20 protein-coding genes are annotated in these 20,537 nt (G+C 56.1%); 13 read left to right on the top strand and 7 right to left on the bottom strand.

The annotated features are described in order from the left end of the window. Positions 1 to 75: 75 nt before the first annotated feature. The 6 genes from H573_RS0105255 to H573_RS0105230 all read left to right on the top strand — a co-directional run bounded on the left by H573_RS0105255 (position 76) and on the right by H573_RS0105230 (position 5,297). A complete protein-coding gene (locus tag H573_RS0105255) occupies positions 76 to 1,452 on the top strand; it encodes a DUF1329 domain-containing protein (RefSeq protein WP_027873344.1) in 1,377 nt (458 codons plus the stop codon). Between the two features lie 17 nt (positions 1,453 to 1,469). Then, positions 1,470 to 2,465, top strand: coding sequence for an MDR family oxidoreductase (locus tag H573_RS0105250; RefSeq protein WP_027873343.1), 996 nt, complete (start codon positions 1,470 to 1,472; stop codon positions 2,463 to 2,465). A gap of 26 nt (positions 2,466 to 2,491) precedes the next feature. Further along, positions 2,492 to 3,310, top strand: coding sequence for an SDR family NAD(P)-dependent oxidoreductase (locus tag H573_RS0105245; RefSeq protein WP_027873342.1), 819 nt, complete (start codon positions 2,492 to 2,494; stop codon positions 3,308 to 3,310). Positions 3,311 to 3,319: 9 nt separating this feature from the next. After that, positions 3,320 to 4,096, top strand: a complete 777-nt coding sequence (locus H573_RS0105240; protein ID WP_027873341.1) for a glucose 1-dehydrogenase — start codon at positions 3,320 to 3,322, stop codon at positions 4,094 to 4,096. A gap of 175 nt (positions 4,097 to 4,271) precedes the next feature. Further along, the gene (gene rluF, locus H573_RS17130; protein ID WP_084497931.1) at positions 4,272 to 5,072 is read left to right on the top strand and encodes a 23S rRNA pseudouridine(2604) synthase RluF; all 801 of its coding nucleotides are present in this window, start codon (positions 4,272 to 4,274) and stop codon (positions 5,070 to 5,072) included. Between the two features lie 21 nt (positions 5,073 to 5,093). Beyond that, positions 5,094 to 5,297, top strand: a complete 204-nt coding sequence (locus tag H573_RS0105230; RefSeq protein WP_027873340.1) for a hypothetical protein — start codon at positions 5,094 to 5,096, stop codon at positions 5,295 to 5,297. Positions 5,298 to 5,348: 51 nt separating this feature from the next. Here the strand turns inward: H573_RS0105230 and H573_RS0105225 are convergent, their stop codons facing one another. The 6 genes from H573_RS0105225 to H573_RS0105200 all read right to left on the bottom strand — a co-directional run bounded on the left by H573_RS0105225 (position 5,349) and on the right by H573_RS0105200 (position 10,555). Continuing rightward, a complete protein-coding gene (locus H573_RS0105225) occupies positions 5,349 to 5,753 on the bottom strand; it encodes a hypothetical protein (protein ID WP_027873339.1) in 405 nt (134 codons plus the stop codon). Further along, positions 5,743 to 6,528 (bottom strand): methyltransferase family protein, encoded by a 786-nt coding sequence (locus H573_RS0105220; RefSeq protein ID WP_234701839.1) that lies wholly within the window; start codon positions 6,526 to 6,528, stop codon positions 5,743 to 5,745. The genes H573_RS0105225 and H573_RS0105220 overlap by 11 nt, the downstream gene beginning before the upstream one ends. A 104-nt stretch (positions 6,529 to 6,632) precedes the next feature. Then, positions 6,633 to 8,522: a DNA topoisomerase IV subunit B gene (parE, locus tag H573_RS0105215; protein ID WP_027873337.1), complete on the bottom strand. Its 1,890-nt coding sequence runs from the start codon at positions 8,520 to 8,522 to the stop codon at positions 6,633 to 6,635. 61 nt (positions 8,523 to 8,583) lie between these two features. Beyond that, positions 8,584 to 9,171, bottom strand: a complete 588-nt coding sequence (locus tag H573_RS0105210; RefSeq protein ID WP_027873336.1) for a YqiA/YcfP family alpha/beta fold hydrolase — start codon at positions 9,169 to 9,171, stop codon at positions 8,584 to 8,586. Next, positions 9,168 to 9,971, bottom strand: coding sequence for a 3',5'-cyclic-AMP phosphodiesterase (gene cpdA, locus H573_RS0105205; RefSeq protein WP_027873335.1), 804 nt, complete (start codon positions 9,969 to 9,971; stop codon positions 9,168 to 9,170). Before cpdA ends, H573_RS0105210 begins: the two co-directional genes overlap by 4 nt. Positions 9,972 to 10,093: 122 nt before the next feature. After that, a complete protein-coding gene (locus tag H573_RS0105200; RefSeq protein WP_027873334.1) occupies positions 10,094 to 10,555 on the bottom strand; it encodes a DUF1249 domain-containing protein in 462 nt (153 codons plus the stop codon). Between the two features lie 120 nt (positions 10,556 to 10,675). Here H573_RS0105200 and H573_RS17125 point away from each other — a divergent pair, with 120 nt between their 5' ends. Beyond that, the gene (locus H573_RS17125) at positions 10,676 to 12,112 is read left to right on the top strand and encodes a TolC family outer membrane protein (RefSeq protein ID WP_036255759.1); all 1,437 of its coding nucleotides are present in this window, start codon (positions 10,676 to 10,678) and stop codon (positions 12,110 to 12,112) included. 60 nt (positions 12,113 to 12,172) lie between these two features. Here the strand turns inward: H573_RS17125 and waaA are convergent, their stop codons facing one another. Then, positions 12,173 to 13,522: a lipid IV(A) 3-deoxy-D-manno-octulosonic acid transferase gene (gene waaA / locus H573_RS0105190; RefSeq protein WP_307681703.1), complete on the bottom strand. Its 1,350-nt coding sequence runs from the start codon at positions 13,520 to 13,522 to the stop codon at positions 12,173 to 12,175. A 64-nt stretch (positions 13,523 to 13,586) separates the two neighbouring features. On the opposite strand from waaA, the gene trxA reads away from it, so the two are divergent. The 6 genes from trxA (at position 13,587) to nhaA (ending at position 20,518) form a co-directional block, all read left to right on the top strand. Further along, positions 13,587 to 13,913, top strand: coding sequence for a thioredoxin TrxA (gene trxA, locus H573_RS0105185; protein ID WP_027873332.1), 327 nt, complete (start codon positions 13,587 to 13,589; stop codon positions 13,911 to 13,913). 215 nt (positions 13,914 to 14,128) lie between these two features. Next, on the top strand, positions 14,129 to 15,397 hold the full coding sequence (gene rho / locus H573_RS0105180; RefSeq protein ID WP_027873331.1) for a transcription termination factor Rho: 1,269 nt from the start codon (positions 14,129 to 14,131) through the stop codon (positions 15,395 to 15,397). Between the two features lie 76 nt (positions 15,398 to 15,473). Further along, on the top strand, positions 15,474 to 16,940 hold the full coding sequence (ubiD, locus tag H573_RS0105175) for a 4-hydroxy-3-polyprenylbenzoate decarboxylase (protein ID WP_027873330.1): 1,467 nt from the start codon (positions 15,474 to 15,476) through the stop codon (positions 16,938 to 16,940). Further along, entirely contained in the window at positions 16,937 to 18,103 is a 1,167-nt protein-coding gene (gene hemW, locus H573_RS0105170; RefSeq protein ID WP_027873329.1) for a radical SAM family heme chaperone HemW, read from the top strand. The genes ubiD and hemW overlap by 4 nt, the downstream gene beginning before the upstream one ends. Positions 18,104 to 18,244: 141 nt before the next feature. After that, positions 18,245 to 19,189, top strand: coding sequence for a sensor domain-containing diguanylate cyclase (locus tag H573_RS18870; RefSeq protein ID WP_051171033.1), 945 nt, complete (start codon positions 18,245 to 18,247; stop codon positions 19,187 to 19,189). Between the two features lie 150 nt (positions 19,190 to 19,339). Beyond that, positions 19,340 to 20,518, top strand: coding sequence for a Na+/H+ antiporter NhaA (gene nhaA, locus H573_RS0105160; protein WP_027873328.1), 1,179 nt, complete (start codon positions 19,340 to 19,342; stop codon positions 20,516 to 20,518). Positions 20,519 to 20,537 lie beyond the last annotated feature (19 nt).

Below are 20,537 nucleotides of genomic sequence, written 5' to 3'. Positions count from 1 at the left end.
CTACCCCCACCCTCAGGAAGTAATGGGACCTTGCCGGCGACTTTGTCGCCGGCTTTTTTACCGCGAGGATGTTGTATGAGTTTTCATATCAGGCGGTTTGACCGACAGTTTTCCCGGCGTGAATTTTTGCGTGTAGGCTCAGGTTTTGTCGGTGCGGGCCTGCTTATGCCGGCTTGGGCGGCAATGGAAAAACACGGTGATTATGCGGCGGCGTATCCAGAGGAGTTGCTGTCGATAGAGCAATATACCGGCGGCAAGCTCAAGGCCGGTGATGTGATCGACGCCGGTAATGTCGAGCTGGTAAAAGACCTTCTCGAGCCGGTGAAGTACATGCAAGTCAAAGACATGGGGCGTCGCCTGAGATTGCGTGAGACCACTCGCGATGTGATGAAGCTGAGCCCATGGGAATATATGGAAGCGAGCTTTCGCCACCGCGGCCAAGCGCGCTTTGACGACAATGGCAATGTTGTGACGGCCGACGGCAAACCCTGGATTGGTGGCTTGCCCTTTCCCGATGCCAAGACCGGTGTGGAGCTTTTTGCCGGCCTAACGTTAAGCTGGGGGCGACACGATGCTTCGTTCTATGCGATCCGCGAATACGACCTCAACCGCGATGGCAAAGTCAGCTACGGCTACGAAAATGGCTGGGCTGAATATGCGCCGACGGGGCGTTTGGTACTGCCCGGCGTTTACTGGAAGGGCCACGAAGACAAGCTGCGCTATCAGAGTGTCTTTTTCACGGCGCCAGACAGCGTGCGCGGCACGTCTTTCTTGAATATTTGGCACTACGACCAAAACAAATTTCCCGAGTTATACGGCTATATTCCCGATTTTAAACGTATTCGTCGCTTCCCCACCGATCAGCGCTTTGAACCGTTGGTACCGGGTTCCTCGTTATACCTGTCCGACGCGTGGGCGGCGGGTGACCCCCTGCACACCTGGGGCGACTACAAAGTGGTGTGGCGCGGACCCATGCTGGCCGCCGTCAGCGGTGGCTGGGCCTCGCAAAGTGAAGACTGGTCGCACAACACCCATGGCGGCCCACAGGGAGAAACCTTCTGGGATACCGACGTGGAATTGGTCCCAGAGGCCATTGCCGTTGATGCCAAGCCCACTGGCTTCCCGCGCGCACCCGTTGGCGTTAAACGGGTGTGGTTTGATGCGCGCACCCAGTTGCCGCTGGGCATGGTCACCTTTGACCGGCGCGGCGATCTATTCCGTTCCTTCGATGGTGCCTATGGGCTATACGAGGACGGCGACCGCCGGGTAATGGACGGTAAGCACCCCTATTGGTCGTGGTGCCATGTTCACGCTTTCGATGTGCAGACCGGAAAAATGACCCGTATAGAACAGCTGGCAGAAATCTCTGGCGGCCACCGAATGCGGGTGAACGATCACGATATTTACAACCGCTATTTAACCAACGGTGCCCTGCGCCGCTTGGGTAACTAACAACAAAAGGACTCACCATGACAGACACATACAAAGCCTTGCTTGGCGTACGCGACGACAGTGGCTACCGCGTTGAATTTCAGCAGCTCAGCAGCGAGCAACTTGGCGACGGCGATGTGGAGGTAGCGGTGGAATACTCTACCGTTAACTACAAAGATGGCCTGGCGATGAGTGACGCCATTCCCATTGTTCAAAAGCCTTCGCTGATTCTCGGCATTGATATGGCAGGCACTGTGGTTAAGTCTGGGAGCAGCCGCTTTCAGGTCGGTGACAAGGTGCTGATGAATGGCTATGGCGCCTCAGAAACGCACAATGGCGGCTATACCCAGCGCCTGCGTATTTCGAGCGACTACCTGTTGAAGGTGCCTGAGGCTTTCACTACCCGCCACGCCATGCTGCTGGGTACGGCGGGCTACACCGCGATGTTGTCTCTGCTGCGACTGGAGCAGCTCGGTATTAGCCCTGAGTCGGGCGAAGTGCTGGTAACCGGCGCGTCGGGGGGAGTGGGCAGCGTGTCCATTATGTTGTTGGCGGGCCTGGGCTATACCGTGGCAGCGTCGACGGGCCGCCTTGAAGAAAGCGAATATTTAAAGAGCCTGGGTGCAAACTCCGTGATCGATCGCCGCGAGTTGTCAGAAGCCGGTGAGATGATGCAGGCGCCCCGCTGGGCAGCGGCGGTGGATTCCTGTGGCAGCCATACCCTGGCCAACGTTATTGCCCAACTTCATTACAACGGCGCCGTGGCCGCGTGCGGCTTAGCCCAGGGCCTGGACTTACCCGGCAACATGATGCCCTTTGCACTGCGCAATGTCGCCTTGCTGGGCGTGGACTCGGTACACGCGCCAATGGCGCTGCGTGAGCGCGCCTGGCAGCGTTTGGCTGAGTCTGTCGACCTGAACAAACTGGAAGCGATGGCGGTTGAAATTGATTTCGACAACCTTCCTGAAGCCGCTGGGCAAATTTTGCAGGGACAAATTCGTGGCCGCGCCGTAGTGGATATCGCCGCGCGCTGAACCTCAATACACAACGGAAAATAACAATGAAAGAGAACAATCCTTTTTCGCTGCAGGGCAAAGTCGCTGTGGTGACCGGAGCGGCGGCGGGCATTGGCAAGGCCTGCGCCCAACGCATGGCATACTCGGGCGCCTCGGTGCTGCTCAGTGATATCGATGTGGCCGCCTGTCAGCGCTTGGCAGCGGAACTGAATGAACAGGGCTTTGACGCGCGCGCTATTCAGCAAGATGTGGTGTTGGAGGAAGACTGGCAGGCCTTGGTGGCAGAGTTGAAACAGTGGCACAACCGCTGGGATATTCTGGTGAACAACGCTGGCATTTACATTGGCGGTCGCCTGGAAGACAACTCGGTAGAGCAACTGACCCGTATCCACGAGGTCAATGTGCAATCGGTGTTTCTCGGCCTGCGCTATGCGGCTGAAACCATGCAGCCCAGCGGCTGCTTTGGTCGCGGTGGCAGCGTTATAAATCTGTCGTCCATCGCCGGGTTAATTGGCGTCCCTGGCCACAGCATTTACGGTGCAACCAAGGGCTCGGTGCGCTCTATCAGCAAGCATTCTGCGGTCGAGTTCGCCCGCTTTGGTTACGGCATTCGCGTTAATTCGCTGCACCCCGGTTTGATCGATACCGCTATGGCTGAACAGGTTTACGACGACTTTGTGGATGTTGGGCTCACCCAGTCTCGCGAGGAAGCCAGTGCGGTATTGGAGCAGCAGATGATCCCGATGGGGCGGCTCGGCACAGCCGAGGATATTGCCAATGCGGCGCTGTTTCTTGCCAGTGATGCCAGCGCCTATATCAGTGGCGCTGAGCTGACCGTGGATGGCGGTTTCACCGCAGCATAGGAGAGTGTGATGAGTATTCATTGTAAAGACAAAGTGGTGTTGATCACGGGTGCCGCCAAAGGCATTGGTGCGGCGGCGTGCCATGCTCTGGCGGCGGCAGGGGCGAAGCTGGCGGTGAGCGATATCGATCAGGACGCTGGCCGAGAACTGTGTGAGGCACTGCGCGCGGAGGGCGCCGATGCGGAATTCTTCCCCTTGGATGTGTGCGACGAGCAGCAGTGGCAGCATTGCATGGAAACGGTTGTCGCCAGCTTCGGTCAGCTGGACGGCGTCGTGAATAACGCGGGTATCGCGGTAATTTGCGGCCCCGAGGACGAAAGTCTGGAGGGTTGGCGGCGCACCCAGACCATTAATAGCGACGCGGTGTTTCTCGGCAGTCGTGCGGCCATCCAGACTATGAAAGCGCGCGGCGGGTCGATCGTCAATGTGTCGTCGATTGAAGGTATTGTCGGCGACCCAATGCTGCCAGCGTACAACGCCAGCAAAGGCGCCGTGCGCGCACTGACCAAGTCGCTGGCGCTGTATTGCGCTGATCGTGACTACGGTATTCGGGTGAACTCCCTTCATCCCGGTTATGTAGAAACGCCTCTGGTAAGCGGTGCCCTGGCCAAACTGTCAGAGGACGATGCCAATGCCTTCGCTACGCGAGTAGTGGCCAGCATCCCGATGGGGCGCATGGCGCGGGCAGAGGAAATCGCTCAGGGTATCGTGTTTTTGCTTTCCGACGCGGCAAGTTATATGACCGGCTCGGAACTGGTTATGGACGGTGGCTATACCGCCCGTTAAGAATCCCCTCGGGGAGGGAGGTGGCCGCTATCGCCCTGGCGACCACCTCTTTTTTCTCTCTCGCATCTGCTTTGCTCCGCGGTTGTAGTTCATCTCAATGATTTCTGTGTCAGACTTGTTATCCCGAGACCACAATCGGTAGCGGGTGTGAATAGCAAGTAAAGAGAGATGCAGTGTGAGTAATGGTGAAGGACGGCGCCTAAATAAGTTTATCAGTGACTCGGGCTATTGCTCGCGTCGCGAAGCCGACAAGCTGATTTTGCAGAACCAAGTCAGTGTCAATGGTAAACGCCCCGGCCTGGGTGCACAGGTGATGCCGGGCGATGTCGTGATGGTGGAAGGCAAGCGCATTCGTACGGTTAATGCGGATAAAACCGACAGGGTATATATCGCCTACAACAAGCCGGTCGGTATTACCTGTACTACCGAAGCCCATGTGCCGGGCAATATTATTGACGCCGTTGGGCACAAAAAGCGCATCTTTCCCGTCGGCCGTTTAGACAAAGATTCCGAGGGGCTGATTTTCCTCACTAGCGATGGCGACATCGTGAATAAAATTTTGCGCGCTGAAAATGCCCACGAGAAAGAATATATCGTCACCGTCGACAAGCCGCTGAGCGGACAGTTTGCCGAGCGAATGGCCAAAGGCGTGCCTATCCTGGGCACGGTGACCAAGCCCTGCAAGGTCATGATCCTCAGCCGCAATGTGTTCAAAATTATCTTGGTGCAGGGTATGAATCGCCAGATTCGGCGAATGTGCGAACACTTCGGCTATGAAGTGACGCGGCTCAAGCGCACGCGGATTATGAACGTCAAACTGGATGCGCTGAAACTCGGTCAGTGGCGCAATCTCAGCGCTGAGGAAATGGCAGAGATCAATCAAGCAGTGGGCGGTTTGTCGGGCACCGCAAAGGCGGCAGGTAAGTCGCGCCCACGGCGACAAACCGGCCCTAAACCAGGCGGTCGCCGGCGCTAGCGGCATTGTTAGGGCGCGTATATGAAACGTGTATTGACGGTTGGCGCGCTGTTTTTACTCAGCGGCTGTGCGAGCCGGGAGGTCTACGAGAGTATTCAGGCGAGTAATCGTTTCGAGTGCGATAAGCTGCCGCCCTCTCAATACGAGGCCTGTATCGCGCAGGCGGCGCAGCCTTACGACGAGTATGATCGCGAGCGTCGGGCCATAGAGTCTGACGAGAATTAAAAAGGTGGAAGGCCCAGGAGCCTTCCACAAGCACTACGCGTCAATTGAGGGCTAGCGCAGCTGACCCTCGTATCGGGCATTGTTGAGTAGGTACAGGCCGTAAAACACCGCAAAGGCAAGATCGGCGATCACAAAAATGGCAAAGGGCATCAGCGCCGGAAAGCTCAATGTATCCACCCAGGCCGCAACGAACACCAGGGTTTTGCCGATGCAGCCCATCCAAATAATATCTTTGTGGTCTTTTGGGCTGCCGGCAATGCGCCAATAACCAAAGCCAAACACCAATACCAGCACACCAAATTGATGAGCCCAGGGCAGTAGCTCGGGCACATAGAGGCTTTGCATTTGCAGCAGGGCAAAGAAGGCCTCAGTGGCAAATAACAGCATAAACGCCGCCGCGAAGTTGAAGAATGCGGCGAAGCGATAAAAGCGTTTCCAGGAAGTTTCATTTTGCATTGATGCTGGCCTCCGGGTGCGAGGGGGATTGTTTTAGGCGGTCGGCAATAGCGGCGCCGGTCAGTAAGCGCCAGGGTATCAGCAAGCCGCTTTGTTGTTTGTATTCCTGCCAGCCCGGGTGGCGGGAAATGGCGTGATCTTTGTTCTTCATCCGCGCCAGGAAATAGCTGGCCATGTAGGCGTAGATCGCCCAGGCGATCCAGTGTTGGGCCAGCATCGGGTAGGCCGCGTAAAGCATCAGCTCGCCAAGGTAATTCGGGTTGCGGGTGTAACGGTAGACGCCGTCGGTAATCAGCCCCGGTTGTTGGCGGTATTTAAGTATCCAGTGGCGCTGGCCATCGGCGGCCATCATGGTGACAACCCCGAGGGTGTGAATGGCAATGGCGGCAAATACGACAGGGCCACTGGGCTCAATGAAGCCCGAAATTAATAGCCATGGGGTGATCCAGTACCAGCCGATGAGAAAAACATAGAGGTTGATGGAGGCAAGTACGCTGATGCGGTCATTGAATTGGTGGTCGCGAAAGCCGAAGTCTTTTATCAGCCAGCAATAGCCATAGATGCCGTGCAGGCCAAGGTAGACCCAGGCAGTAGTGGTGAAATTGTCGTAGTAATTCATCATCGCGTAGATGATGAACAGGGTAAAAATCTTGTGGAAGTCCACTGCCCAGGCAACGCGAATGCGCGGCTTGCCAGGTGCGTTCCAGATCAGTTTGTCGACGAGGGCGAGAAAAGCGCGCGCCCAGCCGGGAATTGGTTCCCGTTGCTGTTCCATGGTGCATTCCTGTTATTGTTAGTGTGTGCCTGCCGATACTACGCGGCGGCCACAATTAGTGAATGCTTGCTGGCGACGCTTTTACTGTGAATTTATGACAGCCATCAAACGATGACGTCGGCCTCGTCACCGTTGCGCTCCAACCATTGCTTGCGGTCTGCGGCACGCTTTTTCCCGAGCAGCATATCCATCAGGGCATCGGTGTCATCGCCGGGTTCGATGCCCAAGCGCACCAGTCGGCGAGTATCCGGGTCCATAACAGTTTCGCGCAGCTGTAAGGGGTTCATTTCACCGAGGCCCTTAAAGCGCGTGACGGATACTTTGCCTTTGATTTTTTCCGCCTCTATGCGGTCGACAATGCCCTGCTTTTCGTCGTTGTCGAGGGCGTAAAACACCTCTTTGCCAACGTCGATGCGGTACAGCGGTGGCATGGCAATAAATACGTGGCCCTGTTCGACCATCGGGCGGAAGTGACGCAGGAACAGCGCGCACAATAGTGTGGCGATGTGGGCACCGTCGGAGTCTGCATCGGCAAGAATACAGATCTTGCCGTAGCGCAGACCGCTTAAATCGTCGGAGTCGGGGTCTACCCCCAGTGCCACGGAGATGTCGTGAACTTCCTGCGAGGCGAGAATTTGCTGGGAGTCCACCTCCCAAGTATTCAGGATTTTACCGCGCAGCGGCAAGATGGCCTGAAACTGACGGTCGCGAGCCTGTTTAGCCGAGCCCCCCGCCGAGTCCCCTTCCACCAAGAACAATTCTGAACGCTCACTTTCTACCCCGGCACAGTCTGCCAATTTGCCGGGCAGTGCCGGTCCGGCGGAGACTTTCTTGCGCACCACTTTTTTGGCTTTGCGCAGTCGGCTTTGGGCATTGCTGATGCACAGCTCGGCGAGTTTTTCGGCCTCTTCGGTATGCTGGTTTAGCCACAGGCTGAACGCATCTTTGGCCACGCCCGATACAAAGGCTGAGGCTTCGCGGGAACTGAGACGCTCTTTGGTCTGGCCAGAAAATTGTGGGTCGGCCAGCTTGGAAGACAGCACATAGCTGCACTTGTCCCAGATATCGTCTGGGGTCAATTTGACGCCGCGCGGGATCATGTTGCGGAACTCGCAGAACTCGCGCATGGCATCCAGCAAGCCGCTGCGCAGGCCGTTAACGTGGGTGCCACCCTGAGCGGTGGGGATCAGGTTAACGTAGGACTCGGCCAGCGGCTCGCCGCCTTCGGGCAGCCATTGCACAGCCCAGTCCACGCCTTCGGTGTTGCCACTGAAATGGCCGACAAAGGGTTGCGCGGGCAGGGTTTCGTATTCGCGAGTGTGGCTGGCCAGGTAGTCGGGCAGGCCATCTTCGTAGTACCACTCCTCACTCTCTTCGCCGGTTTCATCTTTGAAAATAACTTTCAGGCCCGGGCAGAGTACGGCTTTGGCACGCAACACATGCTTGAGGCGGCGCACCGAAAATTTGGCGCTGTCGAAGTATTGGGCATCTGGCCAAAAGCGCAGCAGTGTGCCGGTATTGCGCTTGCCGCAGCTGTCGATGACTTCCAGGTCGGAGGCTTTGTCGCCATTGGCAAAGCGCATTTGGTGAACCTGGCCGTCGCGTTTAATGGTGACTTCCAGTAGCGATGACAGAGCGTTGACCACCGATACTCCCACGCCGTGGAGGCCGCCGGAGAACTGATAGTTGTCGTTGGAGAATTTACCCCCGGCGTGCAGGGTGGAGAGAATCACTTCGACACCTGGCAGGCCCATCTCCGGGTGGATGTCTACCGGCATACCGCGGCCGTCGTCGGCGCAGCTTAGCGAACCATCGTTGTGCAGGGTGACGGTGATCTGACTGGCGTGGCCGGCCAGCGCTTCGTCGACGCTGTTGTCGATAATTTCCTGCGCCAGATGGTTGGGTCGGGCGGTGTCGGTGTACATGCCCGGACGCTTGCGCACAGGCTCAAGGCCGGTGAGAACTTCGATCGATTGTGAGGTGTATTGTGACATGCTCTACCACTGCGAGGCCGCATCGCGGCGCCGTGAATGAATCGGTTTGGGTGGGCTATTGTTAACCAGCCACGCCCAGAAATTCCACTATTGCGGGCAAATGCGCTTCGAAATTCACGAAGCTGTGGTCACCGCCGGGCTCAACGAGCTGCTTACAGTCGCGATAAGCCGCCACGGCGAGGCGGTAATCCAGCGTTTCGTCGCCCTCTTGCGCCATTAGCCAGTAGTGCTCGGGTGTAATGTCGGCTGGCGTTAGCGCGCGCAGGCAGGCGAGGTCTTCTTCTGTCACGCTGAAATGCTCGCCGGTATAGGGGTTGTCGTATTCGCCGATGAACTGCTCTCCCCACTCTCCCGGGGTAACTGCCGGGTTGACCAGCACGGCTTTTAGCTGGTGGCGCTCGGCCAGTACGGTCGAGAAGAAGCCGCCCAGCGAACTGCCGATAAGTGCCAGGGTGTCCGGTGCTGCGGCCAGTTCCTCTTCCACCACTTGCGCCAGTTTGGCAAAGGCCCCTGCCGGGTTGTTGGGCATGCTGGGAATACACAGCCTGACCGACGGGTGATGCTGCGCAAAGTAGTGTTTAACCAGTTGTGCTTTGTGTGATTGGGGGGAAGAGAGAAAGCCGTGTATATAAATGACTGTTGCGCTCATTCGTAGCCGTTTGCCGTTTTATCTACCGTAAATTCCACGCCGCTAACGCGCTCCACGCCTGTCTGCCAGTTGCCGTCGGTGTTCAAGGTGAACCAGCGGTAGCCAGGGTTTAGGTCGTCTAGGGCAAAGTCGCGGCTGCCAGGCGCGAATTGTATACAGGTTGAAGGCGTCGTCAGCAAGCGTTGCTGGCGATGGCGCTGCTCCGAGGCTTGGTGTACGTGGCCGGATACAATGGCCGCCACGCCGGGTTTGTCGTCGAGAATATCGAACAGCGCATCGGCGTTATCGATCAATTGCTCGTCCAGCCATTCGGCACCGAGCTTATTCAGGTGGTGGTGGACAAAGATAAAGGTGTTGCTGTCGCAGGGGTGTTGGCGGCACAGCGCCAATTCACTTTCAGCGAGATGGCCGCCTACTTGGCCGCTAACCGCCGAGTTTAAAAATAACAGCTGCCAGTTACCGAGTGTCGCCTGCTTTGGCATCAACGCCTCGCCCGCACATTGGTGCATGGTAGCGGGGTCGTCGTGGTTGCCGGGTAGCCATACAATCGTGTCCGCCAGCCCATCGAGCTTGGGAAGCAGGCGCTGATACGCCGCGGCGCTGCTGTCACCAGAGAGGTCGCCAGAGACTACCAGCATGTCGATGTGCGGGTGCTGGCGTTGCACCAAAGCGAGCACTTCGTCGAGGCTGTGGTCGGTATCCATGCCCAACAGCGAGCTGCCCGGGTTAGCGCCCAGGTGGCAGTCGGTAATCTGCACCAGGCAGAAAGGGGACGTCGCTGTTGCGTTGGCGCTGTTCACGATAAGCCTCGTTAATGTCTTCGGCTTTTATACGGTATGGATTGCCACAAATCCAGACGCAGTCCATTGGCGGGCGTTGCCGCGCGACAATAAATGTGTGATTTGCGACTGCAGTCTCGCTGCTAAAATTGTGTACCGGTCGCGCTGACCTTTTCTAATACAGCGCTGTCGTGCCGGTGACCGTGCCGCAAGCACTGACTTAGCCATTCGCCAAGAAAGCGGTTTAGCTGGGCCTTTTCGTCGCGTTGGAACATTTTATTATTCGGGTAGTCGTAGCGTTGCCGCAGGGCGTAGACCTGCTCGGCGCCGCTGACCTCGGCAAGCTTTGCGTCGTGATAGATACGCACCTGTAAGCACATAGCGGCCCAGGCTTGCGTTTTTGCCTGGGCCAGCCGCAAGTCGAGAAAGCTGGTATACGGTGCGCACTCGCGCACACGAATATTGAGCGCGTGATTGCCTACCCCAATGCAGAGCTCGTCACCGGCCTGAAGGGCGTCGGGTAGTAATTTCTGCAAACGCAGATAATTCATCTCACAGTCGGCAAGATGCGCGTTGAGGTCAACTTGGTAGTTCGGCGTCTTCACAAGGCTCCCGAATTTGCGTTCTAATTCAATAAGATTTTTTAATAATCATTCTCGCATAGGGCGAGTCTGATACACTGCGGGCCTGACGCAGCCCCTCCGTTAGCAGAACAGGTTAACTCTATGATTGCCAAACGTCACTTTCTCAGTGCAGCTGTTGCACTGGCTTTGGGTATTTCCGGTGCCCATGCCGACACATTGCTAGATGTCTACGAGCTTGCGGTGAATAACGATTTGCAGTTAAAAGCCGCAGAGGCGACCTACCGCGCCGATCTGGAGTCTGAAAACCTCAGTCGCTCAGCGCTGTTACCCCAGCTGAGTGGCCAAGCCTACTACCAGGATACTGAGACCGACGCGCAGTCTAAGAGTACGACTTTTACGGCGGGTGCTTTTGGTGGCGGATCGACGTCGATAATTGACCAAAAAGTGCATACCGGCTCAGAAGCGGAAAATTACTCCTTGAGCCTGAGTCAGGCTATTTTCGACCTGCCGGCGTGGTTTAGCTTTAAAGCGGGCCAAAAGATCACGGAACGCGCTAAGGCGCAGTTGGCGTATGACCAGCAAGAGTTGATTGTGCGTGTATCCGAAGCGTATTTTGAAGTGCTAAAGGCGCGGGAAAATCTCGACGCTTCTCGTGCCGAAGAGCGCGCGGCCAAGCGCCAACTCGAGCAAACGCAGCAGCGCTTTGATGTCGGCTTAATCGCCATTACCGATGTGCATGAATCGCGCGCGGTATACGACTCTACCGTAGCTCAGCGCTTGGGTTTTGAAGGCGCACTGGCGATTGCCCGTGAAAACCTCACCACTCTCACTGGTCAGGAGCACGGCAAGCTGTGGTCTTTGAAAGAGAGTTTCCCTATCGATAACCCACAACCCGCCAGCCGCGCGGCCTGGGTCGATATGGCCTTAAAGAACAACTACCAGCTTAAAGTGGCAACGGCGGCGTCTGGTTCCGCCTATGAAAATGCCCGTGCGAAAAAGAGCGAGCACCTGCCAAAGATTAGCGGTAGCTTCAGTTATACCAAGGAAGACCTGGACGGTTCGCGGCGCTTCAATCCCAGTAGCTCTTTCGCCGTGCCCCCCGACAGTGAGTATGAAACTGAGGCCCTGCGTGTCACGCTGACGGTGCCGCTGTTTACCGGTGGTGGCGTTAGTGCGGGTCGCCGCCAAGCCTACGAGCAGTACAATTCGGCGCAGTACACCGCGCAGCTGACTCAGCGTCAGGTCATTGCCGGGACGCGCGCTCAGCACATTGCGGTGAATACCGCCGTGCAAACTGTAAAGGCGCGCAAGCTGAATATTATTTCAGCGCGCAGCGCATTGGATGCGACCGAAGCCGGTTACGATGTCGGCACGCGCAACGTGGTGGATGTATTGGACGCCCAGCGCAAGCTATATGCAGCGCTGCGTGATTACAGTAATGCCCGCTACGACTACGTTGTGGACATGCTCAAGCTCAAACTGAACGCGGGCACTCTAAGCCCTGCGGATGTGAAGGGGCTTAATCAGTGGCTGCAGGAAGGTGATGCAGTATTACTGAACGGCAATGGCAAAGGCTGATTCCCGCCTGCTAACGCGGTTCCCACCGTGTAATTTGCGCTATACGAAGGTGCGCTAACGCTATAGCGCGCCTTCAACTTCCTCGATCAATTTTGCTAGTGCGCCACGATTGGCCTCGACAACTGCCAGGGCGTTGCGTCCGCGGGTTTCTCTTGCCTGGCTGTCGGCAAGCAAGGCGATGAGTTCATCGGCGATGCTTTCGGCACTGTCTAGCAGGCTTAGGCCGCCAGCGGTCTGCAATAATTCACTAATCTGTGCAAAGTTGAAGTCGCTGGGGCCAGCCAGTACCGGCAAGCCCCAGGCGGCAGCTTCCAAACTGTTGTGGCCGCCGCGCGGCACCAGGCTGCCACCGATAAAGGCGATATCTGCGGTGCCCAACAGCAGCAGCAGTTCACCCATGGTATCGCCCAGCAGGACTTGCGTGTCCGGAGATATGGCGCTCTCGGTGCTGCGGCGCTGGCAGCGCAGGCCTTTAGCGGCCACCAGCTTGGCAACGGTGTCAAAGCGTTCGGGGTGTCTGGGAACTAATAGCAACAGGGCATTGGGTTGTTGTTTGAGTACGCGCTGGTGGGCGTCCAGTAATATGCTGTCTTCGCCGTCGTGGGTGCTGGCGGCGATCCACACTGGGCGGTCCTGGCCAAATTGCTTACGCGTTTGCTGTGCCTGTTGGCGGAGGGTGTCGGGAATGGCGACATCAAACTTTATGCTGCCGGAAACGCGCAGTTGATCAGCGCGGGCGCCAATACTCAGAAAGCGTTCAGCGTCGTCCTGGCCCTGGGCGACGATCCGGCTAAAGGCTTGCATCACTGGCCGGCTCAGTCCGGATAGGCGTTGGTAGCCTCGTGCTGAGCGCGTGGAAAGACGGGCGTTAGCGAGCAAAACAGGAATGCCGCGCTGCGCCGTCATTTGCACCATATTTGGCCAGATCTCGGTTTCCATAATGACCGCTGCGCGCGGTTGGGTGCGGCGCAGGAAGCGGGCCACAGCACCAGGCAGGTCGTAGGGGGCGTAGACATGGTGCACCTGTTGACCAAACATGGCGCGAATCCGGCTGGAGCCGGTGGGTGTCATGCAGGTGACGACAATGGGCAGCTCTGGGTGTTGGTCCAGCATATGTTGGATCAGCGGTGCGGCAGCGATACTTTCGCCAACGGAAACCGCGTGTACCCATAGCCCTCCTGTTTGCTCGGGCGCTGAGACAAAGCCAAAGCGTTCGCCGATGCGGCGGCGGTAGTCGGGGGCGCGCAGCGCTCGGTAGGCTAGCCGTAGCAGGACCAGTGGCAAAATCAGGTAGAAGAACAGGCTGTAGAGTAGGCGCGGCATGGCGTTAAGCTTAGTCAGTGATACGGCGGCTAGCATAGCGGTCGCTGGCGACGCTGGCCAGCGCAGGCCAATGTTGATGGCTTTCACATCGCGTCTAGAGCTGTGTTATCATCCGCGATCCGTTATCACGATATCAACTTGGAGAACCAAGATGAGCGACAACATCGTTCACGTCACCGACAGCAGCTTTGAAGAAGAAGTGCTGAAGTCCGATCTGCCCGTATTGGTAGACTTTTGGGCGGAGTGGTGTGGCCCCTGTAAAATGATCGCGCCGGTCCTTGATGAGATCTCTGGCGATTACGCTGGCAAGATCAAGATCTGCAAGATCGACGTTGACGCCAACTCAGAAACCCCTGCCAAATTCAGTGTTCGCGGCATTCCCACGCTGATGATCTTCAAAGGCGGTAATGCTGAAGCCACCAAAGTAGGCGCCTTGTCCAAGTCGCAGCTGTGCGACTTCGTTGACAGCGCACTGTAATAGCAAGAGGCCTCGCATCAACGCGGGGCCTTTTCTTTTCTGCTTTACGGACCTGCCATTCGGTGATAGAGTTCGATCAATCCTCAAAATATTCAAAAATAACACCTTAATTTATTTCATATCTGCTTAATACGTCGAGCACGCGCCGGCCGCGACTTTGCCGTTCCTGCGTATCGTCCAAGCCTTATCTAATCGTAGCCAACAACCCAGAACTTATGAACCTTACTGACCTAAAAACCAAGTCCGCCCAAGAACTGCTCGACATCGCCAAAGAGATCGGCCTCGACAATATTGCCCGCTCTCGTAAACAAGACATCATCTTCTCGATCCTGAAGCGTCACGCTAAAAGCGGTGAAGACATTCACGGCGATGGTGTACTGGAGATCTTGCAAGACGGTTTTGGTTTCCTGCGCAGCGCCGACTGTTCTTACCTTGCTGGCCCTGACGATATCTACGTATCACCCAGCCAGATTCGTCGCTTCAATTTGCGCACGGGCGACAGCATTGCCGGTAAGATTCGGCCGCCGAAAGAAGGCGAGCGCTATTTTGCTCTGTTGAAGGTTGATGAGGTTAACTTCACGCGTCCAGAGCAGTCCAAAAACAAAGTCCTGTTTGAAAACCTCACGCCTCTGTTCCCCAATGAGCGCCTGACCTTAGAGCTGGGTAACGGCTCTACGGAAGATTTAACCGGTCGTATCATCGACCTGGCTGCGCCCATTGGTAAGGGACAACGCGGCTTGATTGTGGCGCCGCCAAAGGCCGGTAAAACGCTGATGTTGCAGAACATCGCGCAGAGTATTATCCGCAACAACCCCGAGTGCTACGTCATTGTATTGCTGATCGACGAGCGTCCGGAAGAAGTAACCGAGATGCAGCGCTCGGTGGGTGCTCGCGGGGCTGAAGTGGTGGCGTCGACCTTCGACGAGCCGCCGGCGCGTCACGTGCAGGTGGCGGAGATGGTCATCGAAAAGGCCAAGCGCCTCGTAGAGCACAAGAAGGATGTTGTGGTTCTGCTGGACTCAATTACCCGCCTGGCTCGCGCCTACAACACGATCGTACCGAGCTCGGGCAAAGTGTTGACCGGTGGTGTTGACGCTCATGCACTGGAGCGCCCAAAGCGTTTCTTTGGTGCGGCGCGTAACGTTGAGGAAGGCGGCAGCTTGTCCATTATCGCGACCGCACTGATCGACACCGGCTCGAAGATGGACGAGGTCATCTACGAGGAATTCAAAGGCACGGGCAACAACGAACTGCATCTGGATCGTAAGATTGCCGAGAAGCGCGTTTACCCCGCGATCAATATTCGCCGCTCCGGCACCCGCCGCGAAGAGCTGCTAACCAGCGAAGACGAGCTGCAGCGTATGTGGATTCTGCGCAAACTGTTGCACGGTATGGAAGACACGCCGGCGATCGAATTCCTGATCGACAAACTGAAAGACACCAAAACCAACGCTGAATTTTTCGATTCAATGAAGCGTAAATAAGGCCGCTGTCGGGGTTTCGCCGCAGTGGCGAAACCCCGACCCCGCCCGCCGGGCGCCGGATATCGGACACCGGATTATGAAGCACAAAGACCTCCGCGATTTTCTCAACTACCTTGAGCAGCAAGGCGAGTTGAAGCGTATTAGCTATCCTGTAGACCCCAACCTTGAAATGACCGAAATCTGCGACCGCGTATTGCGAGCAGGTGGACCGGCATTGCTGTTTGAAAACCCCAAGGGTTACTCCGTACCGGTGCTGGCAAATTTATTCGGCACTGAAAAGCGTGTGGCCATGGGGATGGGCCAAAAAGATATCGAGGCGCTGCAAGAGGTGGGCGAGCTGTTGGCATTTTTACGCCAGCCTGATCCCCCGAAAGGTCTGCGCGACGCCTGGAGTAAGCTGCCGATCTTCAAGCAAGTGCTCAATATGGGCCCGAAGATGGTGTCCAAGGCGGTGTGCCAGCAAAAGGTGATTCAGGGCGACGCCGTCAACTTACACCTGCTGCCTATTCAAACCTGCTGGCCAGAAGACGCCGCGCCGCTGATTACCTGGCCGTTGGTCATTACCCGCGGCCCCAATAAAGAGCGGCAAAATCTAGGCATTTATCGCATGCAGGTGATCGGCAAGAACAAGCTGATTATGCGTTGGTTATCTCACCGCGGCGGCGCGCTGGATTTTCAGGAGTTCAAACAGCAGCACCCGGGTGAGCGTTTTCCCGTTTCCGTTGCGCTGGGGGCCGACCCCGCGACGACCCTTGGCGCGGTGACGCCGGTGCCCGACACACTCAGCGAATACGCCTTTGCCGGTTTGCTGCGTGGTGAAAAAACCGAGTTGGTGAAGAGCCTCAGCAACGACCTGCAGGTGCCCGCCAATTGTGAGTTTATTCTCGAAGGTTACATCGATCCGGAAGAGATGGCCGACGAAGGCCCCTATGGCGATCACACTGGGTATTACAACGAAGTCGACCGCTTCCCCGTGTTCACCGTGACGCACATTAGCCACCGAGAAAACCCGATTTATCACAGCACCTACACCGGGCGTCCGCCAGATGAGCCTGCTGTGCTGGGTGTCGCCTTGAACGAAGTGTTGGTGCCCCTGCTGCGCCGGCAGTTTCCAGAAATTGTCGATTTCTATTTGCCGCCGGAGGGTTGCTCCTATCGCATGGCGGTGGTCACGATTAAAAAGCAGTATCCGGGACACGCCAAGCGCGTGATGTTTGGTGTTTGGTCGTTCCTGCGCCAGTTTATGTACACCAAGTTTGTCATTGTCTGCGATGACGATGTCAACGCCCGTGACTGGAACGATGTGATTTGGGCGATCACCACCCGCATGGATCCACAGCGCGATACGGTGATGGTAGAGCATACACCGATCGACTATCTGGATTTCGCCTCGCCGGTCTCTGGCCTCGGCTCTAAAATGGGTATGGACGCCACGAATAAATGGCAGGGCGAAACTGACAGGGAGTGGGGTCGACCAATTGTTAAGGACCCCGACGTGGTGAAGAAAGTCGACGATATTTGGTCGGAGCTGGGCCTGGAATGAGTAGCGTCGGGGCGCAGCTGCCGCCTCTGTCGCTGTATATTCATATTCCCTGGTGTGTGCGGAAGTGCCCCTACTGCGACTTTAACTCCCACGCCCAGCGCGGCGACCTGCCGGAGGCGGCATACATTGCCGCCATGCTCGAAGACCTCGATCAAGACCTCGATCAAGACCTCGACTACATTCAGGGCCGTGAGCTGGCCTCTATTTTTATCGGCGGCGGCACGCCCAGTCTGTTCTCGGCAAGCGCGTATGCGCAACTTTTTGATGGCCTGCGCCAGCGCCTGACGTTCTCCCGCGATATTGAAATTACCCTTGAAGCGAACCCCGGCACGCTTGAGCAGGGGCGGTTTGCGGCCTACCGTGAGCTGGGTATTAACCGCTTGTCGATTGGGGTGCAAAGTTTTGACGCCCAGCAGCTGAAAAAGCTCGGCCGCATTCACAGCGCCGACGACGCCTTGGCGGCTATTGCCAGCGCGCGCGATGCGGGTTACGACAACTTCAATATTGATTTGATGCACGGGCTAAGTGGCCAGACTGAAGCCGATGCACTGAATGATCTGCGCATGGCGATCGACAGCGGCGCGCCGCATATCAGCTGGTATCAGCTCACCATCGAGGCGAATACAGAATTCTACAAGCGCCCGCCCGAGCTACCCCAAGAGAGTGCCTTAATGGCCATGCAGCGAGCTGGCTTTGCGCTGCTGTCAGCTGCTGGCCTGGCTCGCTATGAAGTGTCGGCCTTCGCCCGCGACGGTCGCCGCGCTCGCCACAATCTAAACTATTGGCGCTTTGGCGACTATTTGGCGCTGGGCGCTGGTGCTCACGGAAAAGTGACCTTGCCTGGCGGCGTGCGACGCTACCAAAAAACCCGCAAGCCAGAGGATTACTTGAGTCGCTCACCGTCGCGAAGTAGTCAAGTGCAAAACGTCGCCGACGCCGACTTACCCTTTGAGTTTATGATGAACGTGCTGCGCTTGCGCGAGGGCGTTGAGAGTGAACTTTATTTACAGCGTACTGGCCTGCCCATTGCGGATATTGCGCCCGTTCTCAAGCGCCTTCGAGCTCGCGGTTTGCTGATTGACGAGCCTACACTTATCGCTTGTAGCGAGCGCGGTTTTGCGTTTATCGATAGTATTCTCAGTGAGTTTCTGGAAAGCGACTAGCGTTCATTCGAGGTGGTATATTCGTATTTGAGGAAGTGTTCAGTCGGTAATTACATATCGCCGTGTTAGATGTAATCAAGTAGTTTCAGTTTTCTGACTAAACATGAAATTGCTCGCTAGCGCGAACAAGGATGGACAGCGGTGGTTAATAAAGAGCTATTCTCCAAAGCATTGGACTCAACAGATGAAGGCGTCCTAATTGCCTCGGTGAGTCAGCGCCGCGGCGGTGAGATAGTTTATGTTAATCGCGCCTTCGAGCGAATGTTTGAGTGCAGTTCGAAAAAGCTTATTGGCAAAGGACTGACATTTTTGCGCCGGTTGAGTCGAGAAAAATGTATCGGTGATGCTGTGCGACGCGCGATTCAGCTAGGTAAGAGTGTTCATCTCATGGTTGAGCTGATGACTCGCCGCGGCAACTCGTTTTGCAGCCGCCTATGCATTTCTCCTATTTGTGATTCAGGCGGCTGTGTTAGCCATCTTATTCTTGTTAGTCATGATGTCAGTGAATTGCAGGCCTATCGCCGACAGGTTGAAAAGCAGAATCAATTCCTAGCCGAGCAGAATATCGAGCTAGAGGCCCTGGCAACTCATGACCCTCTCACTGGCGTATACAACCGCCGCTACTTTGATGCCGAATTCAAGCGCGCACTGGCCGTGCATCAGCGCCAGCAGATGCCGCTGAGCCTGGCATTTTTCGACGTCGATTATTTTAAGGATTACAACGACTACTACGGTCACGCTGCGGGTGACCGGGTGTTGGTCAGTGTTGCTGCGATAATACAGTCACACTTCTTTCGTGCTGGCGATGTTGTGGCGCGTTATGGTGGTGAAGAGTTCGTTGTGTTGTCGTCCGCTGAAGGCGATAAGACCGAGTTTCACAGCCATATAGAGCGTGTTCGGAAAGACGTCGAGGCGCTGGCCATGTGCCATATGAAGTCCCAGGCCGCCCCGGTTGTCACAATAAGTGCAGGAATTTATTGCGATGTGCCAAACGGTTCGAGCGAGCTTGGCGCGATTGTCGAGGCTGCTGACCGCAATATGTATCACGCCAAGGCGGGCGGTCGTAATCAAGTGTCTTGCGGCTAAGCAACGCTGCATCTCGTTGACCCCAGTCCCCCCTTTTTTGAAGAACAATCTCCATAGCAATTTTTGCTGACAGCGGCCTAGCGCTATTGCAATAATAGGGTCGAGATCTGTGTTTTTGTGCCGCTCATCCCCCCCTTAAGAAGGAGACTTATGGCGAATACCAACGGTTCATTTATCGTTAACTTTTTTAAACAAGAGTCCTCCGGCGGATTGCTACTCATGTTTTCTGCCCTGTTGGCGATCATCTTTGCCAACACTGCCCTCTCCCCCTATTACGAATTACTCCTTACCACACCTGTAGAAGTCCGCGTCGGCGCACTGGAAATAGCCAAGCCGCTGTTATTGTGGATTAACGACGGCCTGATGGCCGTGTTCTTTTTCCTAGTGGGCCTGGAGCTAAAGCGCGAACTTGTCGAGGGCGAATTGTCTGACCCCCGCAATATTATATTGCCCGGTATCGGGGCCATCGGCGGCATGGCCGTTCCCGCGCTGTTTTATACCTATTTTAATGAGGGAAATCCTGTTGCCATGCAGGGCTGGGCGATTCCCGCGGCAACGGATATAGCCTTTGCGTTAGGCGTGTTGAGTTTGCTGGGCTCGCGGGTGCCGGTGAGCTTAAAGATCTTTCTAACTTCGTTGGCAATTTTTGATGATATCGGCGCGATTATTATCATCGCGGTGTTTTATACCGCCAATATTTCCTTTGTGGCGCTGGTGATTGCCGCTAGTTGTATTCCCGCATTAATTATTCTCAATCGCCGCGGCGTGAGTGCCAACAGCCCATACATACTTCTTGGCACCATTATGTGGGTGGCTTTGTTGAAGTCGGGTGTGCACGCCACCTTGGCCGGGGTAGTGATGGCAATGTTCATTCCTCTGCGCAGTAAAGACCCGGATAATCCGTCGCCATTAAAAAGCCTGGAGCACGACCTGCACTCGGTGGTGGCATTTTTCGTGCTGCCGGTATTTGCCTTTGCCAATGCTGGTATCAATCTAAGCGGTGTCGGTGTTGAGCAGTTGATGCACGGCGTGCCAATGGGCATTGCTGCAGGCTTATTCCTGGGTAAGCAAATTGGTATATTCGGGTTGTGCTACCTGGCCATCAAGCTGCGTTTGGCTGAGATGCCCTCAGGTATGAATACCATTAGCTTGTACGGCACGGCAGCACTGTGCGGTATTGGGTTTACCATGAGTTTGTTTATCGGGTCGCTCGCCTTCGAGGAGACCGGGGTAAACCAACTGTTTGACGAGCGTTTGGGTATTATTGTCGGCTCGTTGATGTCCGGTGTGTTGGGTTACTTCCTACTGCGCCGTGCGCTACCTAAATAGATTGTCGTGAATAGTTATC

Source organism: Neomelitea salexigens DSM 19753 (assembly GCF_000422345.1).
GTDB lineage: Bacteria > Pseudomonadota > Gammaproteobacteria > Pseudomonadales > Spongiibacteraceae > Spongiibacter > Spongiibacter marinus_A.
This window is presented reverse-complemented; position numbering and strand designations above follow the sequence as displayed.

Excerpts from the sequence above, each read along its gene's own strand:
- H573_RS0105255 (WP_027873344.1), top strand. The coding sequence starts at position 76 with ATGAGTTTTCATATCAGGCGGTTTGACCGACAGTTTTCCCGGCGTGAA.
- H573_RS0105250 (WP_027873343.1), top strand. The coding sequence starts at position 1,470 with ATGACAGACACATACAAAGCCTTGCTTGGCGTACGCGACGACAGTGGC.
- H573_RS0105245 (WP_027873342.1), top strand. The coding sequence starts at position 2,492 with ATGAAAGAGAACAATCCTTTTTCGCTGCAGGGCAAAGTCGCTGTGGTG.
- H573_RS0105240 (WP_027873341.1), top strand. The coding sequence starts at position 3,320 with ATGAGTATTCATTGTAAAGACAAAGTGGTGTTGATCACGGGTGCCGCC.
- H573_RS0105230 (WP_027873340.1), top strand. The coding sequence starts at position 5,094 with ATGAAACGTGTATTGACGGTTGGCGCGCTGTTTTTACTCAGCGGCTGT.
- H573_RS0105225 (WP_027873339.1), bottom strand. The coding sequence starts at position 5,753 with ATGCAAAATGAAACTTCCTGGAAACGCTTTTATCGCTTCGCCGCATTC.
- H573_RS0105220 (WP_234701839.1), bottom strand. The coding sequence starts at position 6,528 with ATGGAACAGCAACGGGAACCAATTCCCGGCTGGGCGCGCGCTTTTCTC.
- parE (WP_027873337.1), bottom strand. The coding sequence starts at position 8,522 with ATGTCACAATACACCTCACAATCGATCGAAGTTCTCACCGGCCTTGAG.
- H573_RS0105210 (WP_027873336.1), bottom strand. The coding sequence starts at position 9,171 with ATGAGCGCAACAGTCATTTATATACACGGCTTTCTCTCTTCCCCCCAA.
- H573_RS17125 (WP_036255759.1), top strand. The coding sequence starts at position 10,676 with ATGATTGCCAAACGTCACTTTCTCAGTGCAGCTGTTGCACTGGCTTTG.
- trxA (WP_027873332.1), top strand. The coding sequence starts at position 13,587 with ATGAGCGACAACATCGTTCACGTCACCGACAGCAGCTTTGAAGAAGAA.
- rho (WP_027873331.1), top strand. The coding sequence starts at position 14,129 with ATGAACCTTACTGACCTAAAAACCAAGTCCGCCCAAGAACTGCTCGAC.
- ubiD (WP_027873330.1), top strand. The coding sequence starts at position 15,474 with ATGAAGCACAAAGACCTCCGCGATTTTCTCAACTACCTTGAGCAGCAA.
- hemW (WP_027873329.1), top strand. The coding sequence starts at position 16,937 with ATGAGTAGCGTCGGGGCGCAGCTGCCGCCTCTGTCGCTGTATATTCAT.
- nhaA (WP_027873328.1), top strand. The coding sequence starts at position 19,340 with ATGGCGAATACCAACGGTTCATTTATCGTTAACTTTTTTAAACAAGAG.